This is a genomic window from Dyadobacter sp. CY327 (assembly GCF_021390415.1).
Classification (GTDB): Bacteria; Bacteroidota; Bacteroidia; order Cytophagales; family Spirosomataceae; genus Dyadobacter; species Dyadobacter chenhuakuii.
Genome location: NZ_JAJUXJ010000006.1, coordinates 26,986 through 43,986 on the forward strand (window position 1 = coordinate 26,986; position 17,001 = coordinate 43,986).

The 17,001-nt window shown below is 45.3% G+C and carries 15 protein-coding genes; 6 read left to right on the forward strand and 9 right to left on the reverse strand.

Going from position 1 to position 17,001, the window contains the following annotated elements; translation table 11 throughout:
* Positions 1-136 precede the first annotated feature (136 nt).
* On the forward strand, positions 137-448 hold the full coding sequence (locus LZG74_RS15275) for an isoamylase early set domain-containing protein (RefSeq protein ID WP_026628582.1): 312 nt from the start codon (positions 137-139) through the stop codon (positions 446-448).
* Positions 449-547: 99 nt separating this feature from the next.
* On the opposite strand, the gene LZG74_RS15280 is transcribed toward LZG74_RS15275, so the two are convergent.
* Together LZG74_RS15280 and LZG74_RS15285 are read right to left on the reverse strand one after the other, a co-directional pair.
* A complete protein-coding gene (locus LZG74_RS15280) occupies positions 548-1,468 on the reverse strand; it encodes a hydroxypyruvate isomerase family protein (RefSeq protein ID WP_233797413.1) in 921 nt (306 codons plus the stop codon).
* An 80-nt stretch (positions 1,469-1,548) separates the two neighbouring features.
* The gene (locus tag LZG74_RS15285) at positions 1,549-4,242 is read right to left on the reverse strand and encodes a PVC-type heme-binding CxxCH protein (RefSeq protein WP_233797414.1); all 2,694 of its coding nucleotides are present in this window, start codon (positions 4,240-4,242) and stop codon (positions 1,549-1,551) included.
* A 369-nt stretch (positions 4,243-4,611) separates the two neighbouring features.
* On the opposite strand from LZG74_RS15285, the gene LZG74_RS15290 reads away from it, so the two are divergent.
* Positions 4,612-5,028: a hypothetical protein gene (locus LZG74_RS15290; protein ID WP_233797415.1), complete on the forward strand. Its 417-nt coding sequence runs from the start codon at positions 4,612-4,614 to the stop codon at positions 5,026-5,028.
* 54 nt (positions 5,029-5,082) lie between these two features.
* On the opposite strand, the gene LZG74_RS15295 is transcribed toward LZG74_RS15290, so the two are convergent.
* Positions 5,083-8,166 (reverse strand): PVC-type heme-binding CxxCH protein, encoded by a 3,084-nt coding sequence (locus LZG74_RS15295; RefSeq protein WP_233797416.1) that lies wholly within the window; start codon positions 8,164-8,166, stop codon positions 5,083-5,085.
* Between the two features lie 107 nt (positions 8,167-8,273).
* On the opposite strand from LZG74_RS15295, the gene LZG74_RS15300 reads away from it, so the two are divergent.
* From LZG74_RS15300 to LZG74_RS15310, 3 genes are all read left to right on the forward strand, one after another.
* Positions 8,274-8,864, forward strand: coding sequence for a hypothetical protein (locus LZG74_RS15300; RefSeq protein WP_026628588.1), 591 nt, complete (start codon positions 8,274-8,276; stop codon positions 8,862-8,864).
* Between the two features lie 70 nt (positions 8,865-8,934).
* Positions 8,935-9,864, forward strand: a complete 930-nt coding sequence (locus LZG74_RS15305) for an alpha/beta hydrolase (RefSeq protein ID WP_233797417.1) — start codon at positions 8,935-8,937, stop codon at positions 9,862-9,864.
* 68 nt (positions 9,865-9,932) lie between these two features.
* Positions 9,933-11,120, forward strand: a complete 1,188-nt coding sequence (locus LZG74_RS15310) for a glycosyltransferase family 87 protein (protein ID WP_233797418.1) — start codon at positions 9,933-9,935, stop codon at positions 11,118-11,120.
* A gap of 54 nt (positions 11,121-11,174) precedes the next feature.
* Here the strand turns inward: LZG74_RS15310 and LZG74_RS15315 are convergent, their stop codons facing one another.
* The 6 genes from LZG74_RS15315 to glp all read right to left on the reverse strand — a co-directional run bounded on the left by LZG74_RS15315 (position 11,175) and on the right by glp (position 15,715).
* A complete protein-coding gene (locus tag LZG74_RS15315; protein ID WP_233797419.1) occupies positions 11,175-11,588 on the reverse strand; it encodes a hypothetical protein in 414 nt (137 codons plus the stop codon).
* Between the two features lie 149 nt (positions 11,589-11,737).
* Complete coding sequence (gene moaA / locus LZG74_RS15320; protein WP_233797420.1) at positions 11,738-12,730, reverse strand: GTP 3',8-cyclase MoaA; 993 nt, start codon at positions 12,728-12,730, stop codon at positions 11,738-11,740.
* A 9-nt stretch (positions 12,731-12,739) separates the two neighbouring features.
* A complete protein-coding gene (moaCB, locus tag LZG74_RS15325; protein WP_233797421.1) occupies positions 12,740-13,648 on the reverse strand; it encodes a bifunctional molybdenum cofactor biosynthesis protein MoaC/MoaB in 909 nt (302 codons plus the stop codon).
* A gap of 102 nt (positions 13,649-13,750) precedes the next feature.
* Positions 13,751-14,200: a molybdenum cofactor biosynthesis protein MoaE gene (locus LZG74_RS15330; protein WP_233797422.1), complete on the reverse strand. Its 450-nt coding sequence runs from the start codon at positions 14,198-14,200 to the stop codon at positions 13,751-13,753.
* A gap of 35 nt (positions 14,201-14,235) precedes the next feature.
* Positions 14,236-14,475, reverse strand: coding sequence for a MoaD/ThiS family protein (locus LZG74_RS15335; RefSeq protein WP_233797423.1), 240 nt, complete (start codon positions 14,473-14,475; stop codon positions 14,236-14,238).
* Between the two features lie 49 nt (positions 14,476-14,524).
* Positions 14,525-15,715 carry a gephyrin-like molybdotransferase Glp gene (glp, locus tag LZG74_RS15340; RefSeq protein ID WP_233797424.1) on the reverse strand — a complete coding sequence of 397 codons (1,191 nt, stop codon included), beginning with the start codon at positions 15,713-15,715 and terminating at the stop codon, positions 14,525-14,527.
* 478 nt (positions 15,716-16,193) lie between these two features.
* Here glp and LZG74_RS15345 point away from each other — a divergent pair, with 478 nt between their 5' ends.
* Positions 16,194-16,958: a lytic transglycosylase domain-containing protein gene (locus LZG74_RS15345; RefSeq protein ID WP_233797425.1), complete on the forward strand. Its 765-nt coding sequence runs from the start codon at positions 16,194-16,196 to the stop codon at positions 16,956-16,958.
* Positions 16,959-17,001: the final 43 nt, after the last annotated feature.

Genomic DNA, 17,001 nt, shown 5'->3' on the forward strand with positions numbered 1-17,001 from the left:
GGAAAATAAACACACGTATTACTACGTTTAATTATGATTATTCAAAGATGAAATTCCTTTATAATATTGATATTCATTGATTTGAATAATTTTTGATTGTATATTTGTTCCATCAACTATTTAACACTACATAATCATGGCATTAACAAAGCAATTTGTAAAGAGTAAATCACTTTATAAAGTAACATTTACAGTTCCCGCAGAAGCAGCAGTTGAAGTAAAAAAAGTTGCGTTGGTTGGCGAGTTTAACGGATGGAATCCTGAGGAAGCAATCGCATTGAAAAAGCAAAAAGACGGCTCATTCAAAACAAGTCTTGAACTTGCATCAGGTGAGTATCAGTTCCGTTATATCCTTGACGACGAAAAGTGGGAAAATGACTGGGAAGCAGACAAATACGTAGCTGCCGGCGTTGACGCAACTGCTGAAAATTCAGTTGTTGTATTGTAATTTACTATTTGCTCCAGGGCACAAAAAACACCGTAAAGTAATCGCTACTCTACGGTGTTTTTCTTTTTATATTATATCAAAAACGGCTTGCGAAGAACATTAGATCGTAAAGCTGTCGCTTTCCACATAAGCCCTTATCAACGCTTCCTCTCCCTCCTTACCCGGTGAGAAATTGCCGTGTTCCATGCCCATGATGAAGGATTTATTTTCCTTTTTGCTGCGGTCGTAAATGTATTTGAAAATGTTTTTGTAGTTAATTTCGCCCGTTGTCGGCTCCTTGCGGCCAGGCTCGTCCCCTATCTGAAAATAATCGATTTCGCTCCAAGTCCGGTCAATGTTGTAAAGCAGGCGTCCTTCGTTTTTTTGCATGTGGTAAATGTCGTACAGGATCTTGCAGGACTTGCTGTTAACGCCCCGGCAGATTTCGTAAGTCTGATCGGAAGTTCTCAGAAAAAGATTTGGCGAATCGCTTAGCGGCTCTAAAACCATCACCAATCCGTGCGGTTCCAGGATTTCAGCACCTCGGCGCAATGCATCAATCACATGGCCTGTTTGCACGCCTATTGGTAAATTTCTCTCAAAATCACCCGGCACAACCGTCATCCATTTCGCATTTACACGCTTGGCAACTTCTACCGCTTTTTTGCAGCCATTCAAAAAAATATCAATGTATTCCTGCTTACCTGCTGCTAATGTATTGGCACCGTTTCCTCCCTTATCCACCACAAAAACGCCCATTTGCATGCCCAGGCGCGTCATTTCTTTGGCAATAGCTTCCTGCTGCTCCACCGGCCTGCCCATCATGCCATTATCTTCAATTGCCATGAAACCCTGGTCAGCCATAAATTTCAGCTGATCAATCACATCTTTTCCGGCGCTGTTCTGAAACATGCCAAAGTGGGAAGCGTATTTAAGCTTGAATTTATTTTTAGCCATTGGCGCCGTTGCGAAAGCATCTCCTGCTGCAATTGCTGCACCAGCCAGACCAAGGGAAGATTTTACAAAATTTCTGCGGAGCATATTTTTTTAATGTTTTGTTTAGGAATGTAAAGTTGTAGCGTTGTCAAATATACCGCAAACGGCCTTGGAAACTTGCGTTCCTAGCCTCTCCTGCGTTTTCTCTTCCTTTCTTTCTTGCTGTCTGACTTCGAGGGCTCGGCCAGTTTATCATCGGTCAGCTGAGGGAAATAGGGAGCCAGCTGCACCTTGATTTCTTCTCTGAACGCATTTCTCACACCTTCCAATGCGGCCTCTTTCACATCGCCAGCCATTTGATCATCCCGAAGCATTTTCACCACTGCTTCTTCTCCCGGCCAGCTCGCCCCCAGATATTTGGCCGCGTTTTTACGCACAGACATAGGCTCATTGGAATTCAAAGCTGTGTTCCTTAATAAATAAACCGACTCGGGACTTCCTACTGTTTGTATCGAAGCCAGAAGCGAAGACTTTTTCTCTTCATTTAAACCCGCGAGTTTTTGCGTCACGTAAGAAATGCCAGCCTGTTCCAGCAATAATGCCCCGGCATCCCGTCCCACAACTTCATCCGATTTATCCAAAGCCATTTTAAACAACCGGTCCATCTCGGAATCCAGCTCATAGCGGGTCATTAAATCAATGTAATGTTCCGTTCCATAAGTTTCGTCGAGAAGCTTGTTCAATGCGGTGAGCCCTTGCTGGGAGTTCGTAACAAATGATTTATCCAAATGCAGCAATGCAAGCTTGCTTACTTCAATTCGGTCCGAAGAATTGACATTCATTACATTCAGCAGCGCCTGCGATTTTTCATAACCTGCATGGAAGAAGTCGAATGCGCGGAAGTAGCGAAGCCTGCTTTTGAAATTCACACTGGTATCCGAAGCAGCCGTGGTCAGATACGGAATCGCCTGCCGTGTTCTTGCCAGCCATACAATGTCTTTTCCTGCACTCGTGGCCACAGGATTAGCGCCTGCCTGCGCCAGCCACGCCGGGAAAATCCGTTCCCATTGGTCAAAGGCACCTATGCTCAATGCTTCCACCGACCAGCGATCGTTTCCTTTGTATTGTCTTGCCAACTGCAACCAAACGTCCAATGCTTCGTAAGTATGGTTATGATTGATCGCCAAAGCGCATTCTCTTCTCACCTGCGGGTCGGGATCAGCGGTAAGGCGCTTGATATATTCCGTAGGATCGCTGTTGCGCTGCCGCACGGCGCGCAATGCGGTAATCCGCAAATTCGGGTTCATTTCCCTGAATGCAATATCGAGGCTTCTGTAATTGAAACCTTCGATCCGGTTCAAAACCCACAATGCCCGCGCTCTGATCCGCGGATTGACAACTATTGACCGAAAGAGCTCTTCGAGATAAGGTTCAGCCTGCCAGCCATGCTTTACACAAGCATTCCAGGCCATATAACGCATGGATAAGTTGGGACTTTGCAGCGCTTTTACTGCCTGCTCGGGAATGGAGAGGTCAAAAACAGGGATTTTATACAGTGAGTCCTTGGGCGCAACGCGGAAAATCCGGCCACGGCTCCTGTCCTTCATTTTATGCGAACCAATTACGGGATCATACCAGTCGGAAATGATCAGCGAACCGTCAGGCGCTACGCATACATCCGTTGGTCTGAACCATTTATCGCGTGTTCCTTCGACGATAGGAAGAATGCCGGTGGATTTGTATCCTGCACCATCATTCACAACCGGGAATCCGCTCACGCTTTGCTGGCCTGCATCGGCGAGTAGAATTTGATTCTGATAACGCCGGGGCAGTAAATCACCTTCATAGATGGTCATACCCATCGGAAAACCTGAGCCCGTTTCAATGAGGTTGGGAACAACGCCCGGATCATTCTGATGCCAGTGCCTGCGCGGGATTTCGTCTTCCAGATTGGTGCGGTTCAGACGCCAGCTTGCACCCGTCATTTCGTCAATGTATCCAAAATTCCCGTTTTCCATCACATACGAAACCCGGTCGCCGCCATTGCCAGGCTCTTCCTGATCCGATTGCCACATAGTCCCGAAGCTATCGACGGCAACTTCAAAGCCGATCCGGAAATTTTGTGCTAATATTTCAACTTTGGTAAAATCCTGATCACATCTGAAAACGACGCCTTGCTTGAACTGCCTGAAATCGATCGGCCTTTCATATTTATCAAGCAATGGCCTGTCCTGACCATCAACAAGCTGCCTTCCTGCATTGCCGAAATTGAAATAAAATTTCCCGTCCGGCCCAAAAACGAATGCATGAATACCGGCGTCATTCTGCGAGCCGCCGATTCCCTTGAATAAAATTTCTTTTTTATCGGCCTTATCATCACCATTTGTATCGGTAAAAAGCCATACATACGGACTCTGCGAAACAACAGCCTTGTTACCCATCACCCAAATTCCCAAAGGCGAATTCAGCTCCGGCCCCTGGTAAAAGACCTTGGTTACATCCGACTTTCCATCGCCATTCTTGTCCTCCATGATCACAATGCGATCCCCCTGCCCCAGCTCCGACTTACCATTCACAGCGGGACGATAATTATAGGCTTCGCAAGCCCAAACCCTTCCCCGATGGTCCACATCAATGTTTATAGGGTTGATCACGTCCGGTTCCGAAGCAAAAAGCGTTGCTTGCAGGCCATCGGCCACTTTCAGCCCAAGCACCGCATTCCGGGAAAATCGCTTTTCAGGCTCCGAAAACGTAGCATACAAGCTATCAGGATCAGTAACGACTAGTGAATCAGAAAGTTGACAAAAACCGAAGAAGTTGAGAAGAGTTGTAAAACCTGCAATTAATAATGCAGATTTAGTAGAATTAAATTGTTTCAAAACAAAAATTTGATGATGCAGATATCCTAATAACGTATAAAAATACCTGATGTTTCCGGGATTAGGAAATGAAGTTTGAAAGAATAAAAGATATTACTAACTTTGTTTTGTGATATTACAAAACACACAAGATTGCTTTTTTCACATACTATACACTCATAAATAGTGAAGCATATACTTAAACAGCTTATAGCTGAGCATTTAATCCGTAGAGGCGAATTAAAAATCAGACTCAAAAACTTGAGCACTATGACAAGTCCTTCAGATGAGTTACAAAATATTGTTCTAGATGAACTATTGGACGTTAATCAGAAGATCCAACAACTGGAGGACATCTACAAGTCACTTTAAAATCAACGAATACTCGATATGGAACATATATTTAAACGAATGAGAGAAGCGGGCAGTCTAGCTGAATATGAAGCAGCAAGTAATGAGTGCCTGGACTATTTTCAAACCGCAACAGAGGCCGAACGGGAGGTGATTGGAAAGTTCATGGTTCAAGAGGCAGAAGAATTGCTTGCACAATCTAGAGAGACCCGCAAAAAAGCAGATGCTATAATCGCAGAATACCATAAATCCAAAGACGTCAACATTGAAATAAACGGTCAGAAATATCCGCTTAGTGAGTGGGTTACGATGAAGGAATATTGCAGACGGTTTGGATTGAAGAATACCATGATCATTAATAACTGGATTAGCAGAAACATTATCCCGGAAGAAAATATTCTCAATATCAGCCAGTTGAACAATCTTCGGCTTATTAAGGCTGTTCCCTACAAATGATAAAAAAAGGAGCATATGCGCTTGCATATGCTCCTTACAATCCTTTAAGCTGATCTATTTCTTCTTCAACCCGCTCAAATAATCAACCAGACTAACCAGCTCCTCGGTGCTCATGGCATCCTGCAAGCCAGCGGGCATCATGGAATCGTTGAGTTGTTTGATGGACTTTACTTGTGACATTTTGTATTCCTGGGTCGAGCCGCCAGGGAATTTCAGGATCAGGTCGGTTTCGGTTTTGCTGGCGACGATGCCTGAGACGGTTGATCCGTCTTTTAATGTTACCTCAAAACCCTCATAACCAAAGCCAATGCCCGCGCTGGGCTCGAAAATGGCTGTATACTGTGCCTCCTTTGGCAGTTTGCTTCCGATTTCAGAAAGTTTTGGACCAAAATCCATTCCCTCCCCATTCACCTGATGGCAAACCGAGCAATAGGACGTAAAAACCTGTTTTCCCTTCGACAAATCGCCTTTCATACCGATCAGATCTTTCACTTGCGGATGCTTTGAAACTGCTACGGTTCCGCCAACTGTGTATTTCGCCGCTTCCATCTTGACTGATTTCCTCCAAGCGCCGCTTAATCCTTTCACAGCTGCGGCTTTCTGTTCACCGCTTAGTTTTCCGTCTTTTAATAATGCTATAACCTGATCTTCACCGTTCATCGTCCCGCCCAATGACCTGGCGGCAATCGTGCGCAGGCTAGCAGGATATTTATCGTCTAATGCAACGGTTTGCAGGATTTCCAATGATTCTTTGCTTCCTACGCCTCTCAATGCTGAAACAATCCCTTCACTTTTAGAGGCATCGGATCCTTTGATAACATCCCAGACCATTTTTCCACCACCCTGTTTCATCAACTGCATCGCAGCCGCCGGCCCTGTCCGGGTTGACGCCTGGCTGATGGCCATATCCAGTAACCTTGGATTTTCTGACTCCAATTCGTATTTACTTACCAATTCAAGATAGGCAGGGGTTCCGAATGAGGAATCGAGCAACTTTTTGAGCGCTGCCATTGCTTCTGCATTTTGTTTGACAAATGCGGGATCCAAATGTCTTAATGCCAGCTCATTTACTTTTGTCTGCTCGGGAGAATTCCCTTTCATGATCTGCAAGAGCGCCATTGATTTTTCATTGGCAGCAGTATTAAAATCAAAAGCGCGGAAGTAACGCAACCTGCTTTTCAAATCGGTTTTGGAATCACCAGCGAGTGAAGCCAGCAACGGAACCGATTCCTTACCGCGTGAACGCCAGACAATGTCTTTGCCAGCCTGCGTTGCAATGGCATTGGAACCAACTTTGGCTTGCCATGCTTTGAAAAACGAATCCCACTGCTCGTCTGCGCCAATGCCCAATGCTTCCAGATACCAGCGATCTTTGCCATCGTATTGCATTGCCAGTTCCGCCCATAGTGCAGGAGCCTTCGGCGATTTGTTATGGTGCAGGATCAATGCGCATTCTCTTCTCACCTGAGGCTCAGCATCTTTTACCAATAGACTAATATAACTGGTAATGTCTACATCTTTCAGCTCACTGGCCGCGCGTAATGCTGCTATCCGCATGTCAGGATTTGCGTCCTTGATGGCGATATCAATGTTTTTCTTGCCAGAAGTCGGCCATTTGCTCAAAACCCACAATGCCCTTGCACGCATGCGGTCGTTTGCCTTCTTATCCTTAAATAGCTTTTCCAATGATGGAATCGCTTTTTCACCCATTGCTGTCAAAGCCATCCAAGCCTGGTAACGAACTGAAAGATTTGGGCTTTGCAATGCCTCCACTGCGCCGGTTGCCGTTGTCAGGTCTGTTTTTGGAATGCGATAAGGCGTGTTTGCAGGTGCTATTCGGTATAAGCGGCCCCGGTTCTGATCACCGGCCTGGTGGCCGCCGACGCCCGGATCATACCAGTCGGAAACGATGAGTGAACCATCGGGTGCAACGCAGACATCTGACGGGCGGAACCATTGATCCCGTTTACCATCGACCAAGTTCACAATCTTGGCTGTATAACCTGCGCCGGATTTCTGAACCGGATACGAACGCACCACATTATGCCCCGGCTCGCAATGGATCATTTGATTTTGAAATTCTTTCGGCAACATTGAGCCTTCATACAAGACCATTCCCGTGGGCGATCCCGAGCCTGTCTGCAACAAATTCGGAACCACGCCCGGGTCATTCAAATGCCAGTGACGGAATGGAATGGAATCTTCCATATTCGTGCGGTTTGCACGCCAGCCTGCACCGGTAACCTCATCGGTATAGCCGTAGTTGCCATATTGCATCACGTAATTGATCCGCACGCCTTTGTTTCCGTCGTCATCATTGTCGGACTGCCACATTGTTCCGTAACTATCCACCGCGACTTCATAGTTGTTCCTGAAATTATTTCCCAAAACCTCAATGTTCTTAAAATCAGGATCGCAGCGGAACACCATTCCCTGTTTTAACTTTTTGAAATCAATAGGCTGACCATCTTTTCCAGTCACCGGATTTCCTTTGCCGTCCAGTAAATGTCCTCCCTCGTTACCAAAATTGAAATACAACTTTCCATCCGGTCCGAAAATGAATGCGTGCATGCCGTGGTCGTGCTGCTCACCGCCTACGCCCTCGAAAATAACTTCCTTTTTATCTGCTTTTCCATCATTGTTTTCATCCGTAAAAAGCCAGACATAAGGACTTTGAGAAACCACCACACGATTGCCCATCACCCAAATCCCAAGCGGAGAATTAATCTCTTTCCCCTGATAAAAAACAGTGGTTTTGTCTGACTTTCCATCGCCATTCGTATCCTCCATGATCAGGATGCGGTCGCCTTCGTCTTTGGTAGGGTTACCATTGATCGCAGGGCGGTAATTATATGCTTCGCAAACCCAAACCCGGCCCAAATGGTCTACATCAATGTTGGTGGGGTTGGTAATGGTGGGTTCCGAGGCGAACAATGTTGCTTCCAGTCCGTTGGTTACGGATAATCCTGCAACCGCATATTTAGGCGAGCGCTTCTGGGCGTCGGTGAGGTCTTTATAAAGGCTGTCGAGTTTCGAACTTTGGAAAGTGCTTGGGTTAACGTGCTGGTAAGAAGCGACCATCAGGGTTGCCAACAAACATCCTGCGGGAAACAGTGCCAGCGTTTTTTTTAAGTTCATGGGGATTGTTAATTACAGTCGGTAATGCGGAAAAGATTTGTACAAATCTTTAATAAAGATTACTAATTTTAAGCATATAAGAGACAAACCACCTGTCATTTACTACCATGAACAAGACTTTTTTTTCCGCAATCGCACTTTGTCTGGCTGCTGAGGCAATGGGCCAAACTGCCGTTTTATCCCCTGAAATTCAAATCAAAACAGCTGTTTTGGCCGCGCCGGCAGACAAGCGTGAAGGCGCCAAGGTTTACGGTTACGCGCCCGACGGTTCTTTTAAAGTCCTTCGCGCCGGGAACAATGATATGGTTTGCATTGCTGACGATCCAAAAAAGGAAGATGTAAGCGTTTCCTGCTATTTTGCCGGACTGGATGCATTTATGGAAAGAGGCCGCGTGCTGGCTAAGGAAGGAAAGAACCCGAAGGAGATTTTTGACATTCGGGAGAAGGAAGTGAAGGATGGCAAATTGATGATGCCGAAGCAATCCTCTACGCTTTTCGCATTGTCGGGAACGAAGGATAATTATGATATGGCCAGCGGCGAGCTGAAAAACGGTTATCTCCGCTATGTCGTTTACATTCCCTTTGCGACGGCAGAAAGCACCGGGCTACCGCTTAAACCAGATGTTGCCGGCATGCCGTGGATCATGGACCCGGGAACCCACAGAGCGCACATTATGATCAATCCTGCAAAGCCTTAGTAACATTTTCCGGCATAAACGCATGGTATATTAGCTTGGAGACCGACTTATTGGATTAAAAAATAATGTGATGAAGAAAATAACCGGTCTCCTGCTTGCATTGGCATTATACGCTGCACCTGATAAATCCATGGCTCAAAACGAAGTAATTAATCTGTGGCCGGAAGGCAAGGTTCCCAATTTTAAAGCGAATACCGTTGAGGAAAAGTCTGTAACCGGCGATGACAACATTCTCAGGATCAGCGGTGTTTCCGTTCCGACGATGACGGCTTACATTGTTCCCAAAGACAAAGCGACCGGCGCAGGGGTGGTGATTTGCCCTGGCGGAGGTTATGGGATTCTGGCGGCGTCGCACGAGGGAAGTGATTTTGCAAAATGGTTTAATGATCGCGGAATTTCGGCTTTTGTGTTGAAATACAGATTACCAAGCGAAAAAACGATGACTACGCAGCATGAAGTGCCGTTGATGGACGCCATGCAGGCCATGAAGCTGGTCCGCCAGAGCGCTGGCAAATGGAATATTGATGTGAACAAAATCGGTGTGATGGGTTTCTCGGCGGGCGGTCACCTGGCAGCCACATTGTCCACGCATTTCAATATGGGTAAAGCAGCTTCTCCGGACGGAAAGCCCAATTTCTCGATCCTGATTTACCCTGTAATTTCCCTGACGCCCGAACTTGCCCACGGCGGTTCGCGCGACAACTTACTAGGTGCTGCAAAATCCGACGAACTGATTAAATATTACTCCAACGAACTCCAAGTAAGCCCCGAAACGCCTCCCGCATTTCTTGTACATGCGATGGACGACACCGGCGTCCCCCCCGAAAACAGCATTGCCTATTACCTGGCACTCAAAGCAAAAAAAATCCCTGCTGAAATGCATTTGTATCCCAAAGGCGGGCATGGCTACGGCATGCGCACAGAAGGAAAAGGCTCTCTGGCAGGCTGGCCGGCTGCTATGGACGGATGGTTGAAATCGATGGGTTATGCAAAGAATTGAATCATAAAAACGCTGATTTATCCCTAGTTTTGGTTTTCAATCAAGATAATGGATAATTCTGACCTCCAATGCGTGCTGTAAATCGTTTTTTAGTAAATCAAAAATACCTGCTGATCCTGTTTCTGGGCGTGGCGATCTTCGCCAGCTTGCAGTCCTACTTTGGCGGAATGAAAAGCTTTGTGGAAGGCGGCAGGCTTTATACGACTTACAACAACTACATTATATTCAAACAGTCCTTTTTCCACCTGATCGAATCGAAGGATCTGTATGATTCGTTTGTGGAGGAACAGGGTGATTTGTTTAAATATAGTCCCGCATTTGCATTGATTTTTGGCATCCTGGCCATCCTTCCTGATGTGCTGGGACTGTCTTTATGGAACATTCTGAATGTGACGGTGCTGTTCTACTCCGTCTATTATCTCCCGCGCATTGATCTTAGGACCAAAGGTTTGATCCTGGTTTTTGTGATCGTGGAAATGCTTACCGCCACTCAGAATGAGCAGAGTAATGCTTTAATTGCCGGGCTGTTCCTGTTTACTTTTGGCTTTTTGGAGCGGGGAAAATATTGGATGGCATCGTTTTGCCTCGTTTCCACTATTTTCATAAAGCTGTTCGGCATTGTGGGGCTAGCTTTGTTTCTTTTATATCCGAATAAATTAAAACTTACCTATACAACCGCTGTTTGGGTGATCCTTTTTACAGCGCTTCCGCTATTGGTTGTGAATGTGGATCAATTTATTTTCCTCTATAAAAGCTGGGCGAATTTGCTTTCCAATGACCATTCCATTTCTGACGGCTTGTCTGTAATCGGCTGGTTGAAAACCTGGTTCGGACTTCAAGTGAACAAAACTTACGTCAGCGTTGCAGGCGCAATCCTGTTCTGCATTCCGCTTTTACGGATCAAACAGTATAGCAATTTCACATTCAGAATGTTATTACTGGCCTCGATAATGATATGGGTGGTTATTTTCAATCACCGGGCTGAGTCGCCCACATTCATTATTGCCATTACAGGCGTTGCGCTTTGGTATTATGCGCAGCAGCAAAAGCCGGAAAATTATGTGCTGCTTGTGCTGGCCTTCGTTTTCACAGCCTTATCTCCTACCGACCTTTTTCCAAGATTTATCAGAAATGAATGGATGAAACCTTATGTTGTAAAGGCCGTTCCGTGTATTTTAATTTGGGCTAAAATAACCTACGACCTGTTATTCGTGAAGCTTTTACCCAGGACAGAGGAACAACCGGCAGAAAAATAAAAAGCGTTACAGGAATGCTGCGGCTGCATGCCCGTAACGCCACATTGTTGAACCTTAATTTATGCCGACTAATGTCCGCTCGACTTCTCTTATTTCGTTCGTAGCCAGGTAAATACTTTTCACAATCTTTTCATAATCATTGGAAACTTCCAGGGTGTAAACTCCGTCGTTGATCTCTTCGAAATTCAGCTTGCGTCCATATTTGCTGAGATGCCTGGGAACATATTCTTCATGGAGGACTTTGCCTTTGGCGTTCATCAGGCGGATTACCACGCGTTCGCCTTTTTCTTTTTCCATCAGCAGATTCATAGAAGTTGTGTTTTTGACCCTGTACATGCCGATTTTAAACTTTTCGCAGGAGTTATTTTTGCATTCCGCTTTTGGTTCAACGCGCGGTGTTGCGGATACATTGGTTACTAGCAGAAGGGTAAACGCTGCGGCGGCAATCATTTTCATCACGTTTCTCATGGCTTTTGAAGGTTACTTTGAGTAAATACTTTTTGAAGATTTTTACCAATGATATCCCCGCAACCGCCAATGTTGCACGCATTATTTAAACGGCAGAAATTAGTGTTGAATGGTTTTAAGTATATTAATCAGATGGATTGGTGACGTAACTAACCCCCGATAGCAATCATATTCCGGTTTTGTTCGTAGTCGGATTTGGCTTGCTTTTCGGTGAAGTTTACGTGGCCGCCGTGGGCGAAGTGTTTTTTGTGGAAATGGGCGTGGATGAGGGCGCGGACGTCCTGGCCAGCGCGGAGAGGAGTCAGCAGATCCGCTTCGGAAGTGTCGAAGAGGCAATTTTTAAGCTTTCCGTCGGCTGTGAGCCTGATGCGGTTGCAGCCGGAGCAGAATGGATGTGTCACCGTCCCGATAATTCCAAAAGTCCCCGCGCCGCCGGTTACCTGGAAACGATGTGCCGTATCCTGCAATTCACCTGTTAACTGTTGAAAATCAAATTCATTATTGATATCGGAAAGGAGCTCGTTGTAGGAAACGATCTTTGACATATCCCACTGATTGCCCTTAAATGGCATAAATTCAATAAACCGGACGTGCAGATTGGGTTGTTCGAGGGTCATCCTGACGAAATCATTGACTTCGTCTTCATTAATGCCCTTCATCACCACCATATTGATCTTAACCACGAATCCTTCTGCCAAAAGCAACCTGATATTTCCCAGGGTTTTGGTAAAATGGTCCCGCTTCGTGACCGCTCTGAACCTGTCTTCCCGCAATGTATCCAGGCTGACATTCAAAGAATTGACACCCGCTTCTTTAAGATTATCAATAAACTGATCAATGAAAACAGCGTTGGTGGTCAGGGTCAGCGAAGTGGGCAGCTTACCAAGGTCGGAAACAATCTGCCCTACGTCTTTGCGGATTAATGGTTCTCCACCCGTTAAACGTATTTTATCAACACCCATCTCAACAAATATCTCAGCGAGAGCTTTGATTTCATCGGCTTGCATAAGCCATTTGGAAGGCATAAACTGCATGTCCTCCTGCGGCATACAATAGGTGCAGCGCAGATTGCACTTATCAGTCAGCGAAATTCGCAGATAAGTGTGCTTGCGACCGAATGTATCTACAATGGGTAAGGACATTATTTTATTTTAATCGTGCTTTTTTCCTTCAATGACACTAAAAACATGCAGGACTTGCGGGAACAATGCATCCATATATTCTGCAACGCCGCCTGTGCTTCCCGGCATCGTAATAACCAGTGTTTCACCAATTAAGCCGCCAACAGATCTCGATAACATGGCTGTGGGCATACGGTCCTGACCGTAATTCCTGGCTGTTTCCGCAATTCCCGGAATCTCTTTCTCAATTAATTCTGATACTGCTTCCGGTGTAACATCCCGGTGAGACAACCCGGTTCCGCCTGTGATCAAAATAAGCTGATAATCTGCCAGGCAAAGGCTTTTGATTTTCTCCTGAATGCTGGCCTTATCATCGGCAACTATGCTGTAATCGCTGGCCGCAATTTTCAGAGCTTCCAGTTTTTCAATAATTTTTTTGCCCGATTTATCTTCACCAATTCCATTTGAAATGCTGTCCGAACAAACAATTACTGCGGTTTTCAGGTTTTCGGGTATGGCTTTCCGATCGCTCTTTCCACCTTTTTTTTCCAATAACCTGATATTCCTGATCTCAACGCCTTTGTCGATTGGTTTCAGCATATCATACATGGTAAGCGCAACCACCGAAGCGCCGTGCATAGCCTCAACTTCGACGCCTGTTTTATATATTGTCTTGACAGTCAGCTCAATGACAATAGTCAGATCTTCAATGCGGTAATTCACACCTGTATATTCCACAGGGATCGGATGACAATCGGGCAGCAGGTCCGGCGTTTTTTTCACAGCTAGAAATCCGGCTGCTTTCGCCATTTCGAAAACATCACCTTTTGGAACATTCCGCTCCTGGATGGCCGTTATGGTCTCTGCTTTGCTAACCTGCACAATGGCTTGGGCGGTTGCAATGCGTAATGTGTTGCTTTTATGCGTAATGTCTACCAATTGTAATTTTGAATGACCGGGTCGCCGGTGCGATGGATAACTGAATGAGTGAATGAGCCAATGAGTGAATGATTTCTAGCAAATGTCGAGCGGTGATGCTTCTTAGTTGTTTTCCTTCCAAACATAATTTCCGGCTTCGCCTACCAGCTCTTTTCCGAAGATCGGAACATTGGCTTTGATTTCCTCTACAATATATTCGGAAGCTTCAAAAGCGGCGCGACGGTGGGGCGAAGAAACGAAAACGAAGAGGCTGATTTCGCCCGTCGGCACAATGCCCAGGCTATGGTAAATATGCATGCACGTAAGTTCAAACTGCTCAAAAGCAGCTTCCCTGATCTCGTGGAATGCATTTTCGGCCATTTCTTCGTGAGCTGAATATTCGATGCCGGTTACTGTTCCCTCTGCTTTCTGGTCTGCCCGGATCTGCCCTAAAAATATGGCGTGCGCGCCAATAGTTGTTTTCGACTGGTGGCTTGCGATCGATTTGGAAACAAAATCAGGGCTGATCGGTCCCTGAACGAAAACTTTTTTATGCTTATGCGCTTTTTCCATGAAATGGTTCTTGGGGTTTAGGCCCGTATAATGTTTCAGCCTCCTGCAAATGGGGGAAGCAGTGCGATTTCGGATGCATTATCAATAGAAACGTAATCTTGCGCAATCTTTTGATCCACTGCAATTTTAAATTTTTTCTCCCGCATGGCAGGATATCGCTCGATGATTTGATTGCGAAAATCGCCGACAGTCAGACATTGATCACTCATCCAAACTTCATTCGCCTGGCCGGTAATCTCTGCCAACATTCCATAATAGGATATCTGAATGCTCATTGCTTATGTTTTCTATTTAAAAGCCTAACACATTTTTTCAAAAACCGATTCAGCCGGGAAGCAAATGAACCTCAACCAAATCGCCTGCATTCACCACGTTTTGTGTTAAGGGCAGATAAATAATGGCATTAGCGATAGCAAAGGAGCGTAATGCAAACGATTCCTGGCCGTCCAGCGGTATCACTTCCCCGTTTACAATCAAGCCTTTCAGGAATTCATCCCGCTCGCCATTGAAAGAATAAGCATATTTCGCAGGCATTTTTAATGTTGTTAAAAACGGCTCTTTTCGGCCGGACATAATTCTCAAAGCCGGTAACACGTACTCGTAATAACAAACCAGCGAAGAGGCCGGATTTCCTGGCAATGCAAAAAACAGCTTATCATTCTTTTTTGCAAATAGTAAGGGTTTTCCGGGCTTCTGACGCACCTTATAAAACACCGTTTCGGCCCCTAATGCGGCCACAGCTTTTCCCACGAAATCATAATCACCCACTGAAATTCCGCCGGAAGCAAGCACAACATCATTGGATTCCGCCAGCTCGTTAAGTCCGTTGATTGTTGATTCCAGATCATCTGCCGTATATTTTATTTCAAGATCTGCTATTCCTTCCTGCTGCAATGCTGCGGCAAGCATGGCTGAATTGGATTCAAAAATTTTACCATGGACCAGCGAATCGCCCTTATGCAGCAGTTCGTCGCCCGTAATCAGCAATCCGATTTTGGGCTTTTTATAAACATTGGCTTCGCGAACATCCATTCCCTGCAAAAATCCAATACTTCCCGGCGACAGGAAAGTGCCTTTCTCCAGTGCAACAGCGCCTTGCTGAATCTGCTGACCAATATTTCTAACATTCTTACCTTCCTGAACCGGATATTCCTGGATCGTGACGCTTCCGTCTTGTGCCAAAGTATTTTCCTGCATGATTACGGCAGTTGCGCCGTCAGGGACGGGCGCTCCCGTAAAAATGCGCATCGCAGATCCCGATCTTAGTGCCGGTTTGGAAGTTTGCCCCGCTTTTGATTCTCCCTCTAATTTCAGAATAGTTGCTGTTTCCGTTACATCGCTGTGTATGAGCGCATAGCCATCCATGGACGACTGGCGAAATGAAGGTAATGCCAGCGGTGCCAATATGTCAGCCGCCAAAACATGCCCCAAAGCGTTTCCGATCTCCACAATATGAGCGGGCAGCGCCTTGACATTTTCCAGAATCTTTTGTTTCGCCTCTTTAACTGTGACCATAATCTCGCAAAATAGTGCAAAAACGCAAGTTACTATTTCTGCAATTCTGAAAGTTTAAAACAATGTACCATTGGCAAGGAATTTGTGAATTTTAGTCCGGCACAACATGATTAGTCTGAATAATGGTTTTAACAGTGATGCTAAAACTTTGATTATCAGTAACTGATGTCACGTTTTTACAATTATTTCTATATTAAATGATATGAATTGTTAATTTTCGCGTTTGGTAATTCGTCGTTGAGCGCAAGTTAAATTTTGGTTTTATGCTTTTTTACAAAGGAAACCCAGGAAATGAGCGTGAAACACCAAATGCGAATGTCTTGAATTAATACTACACAGCGGTTACATAATGGTCTATAAATCAAAGTTTTACAGAAAAATGAAATATTTTTAATTCAAACCGCGTTATCTTTGCTCCGGCTTTAAGCCTTTATACTATGTTCCACGAAATGAAAAATGAATGATTAAACTTATCTTTATGGCCCTCTCAATCGCAATAATGGGTAATGAACCAGTGAGCGAGGTGGGGGTGGAAAAGAAGGAACTGAAAGAGACAACAATTATAGATTCAGATCTTCTTGCTATTGACTTCTGTGGCGAGGCCATTCCATTATCAGAGCTTCGAATCGCTGAGCGATATCAAAAAATGATCAGAAATTACGACAACCCCACCTTTCGTAAGCTGATGACTAAGACCCAAAAAAGAATCAAGATTATAGAACCGATTCTTAAAAAGTATGGAGTACCAGCCGATTTCAAATATCTTCCCCTGATAGAGAGCGCAATGAATGACGATGCAAAATCGCACCGTGGCGCGGGAGGCTACTGGCAGCTAATGCCGGCAACAGCTAAATCTCTTGGACTGGTTGTTAATGAAACCAGGGACGATCGCAAACACCTCGTCAAATCAACGCATGCCGCAGGGAAATACCTGCGCAACCTTTATCGTCAGCTTGGTTCATGGACACTTGTTGCTGCTGCTTATAATGCAGGACCTACGCACATTCAGAATAAACTGGATGCTCAGAACAAGGACGATTATTTCAAATTGCGTTTAAACTCAGAAACAACCCGTTACATCTATAAGTTACTGGCTGTCAAAGAATGGTTTAACAACCCCGAAAGAAGCAAAGAATGGGTAAGCGGAGACGTGGTAGACCGTTTGGCTGAATTCAAGGTGGAGCAGAAAAAAGCAGACGTTCAGTTGACAAAACAAACTGAGAAGCCACTCACTGACTCCTGATCAATCATTTATTTTGGCATATAGTTGAAGAAAAGGATACATT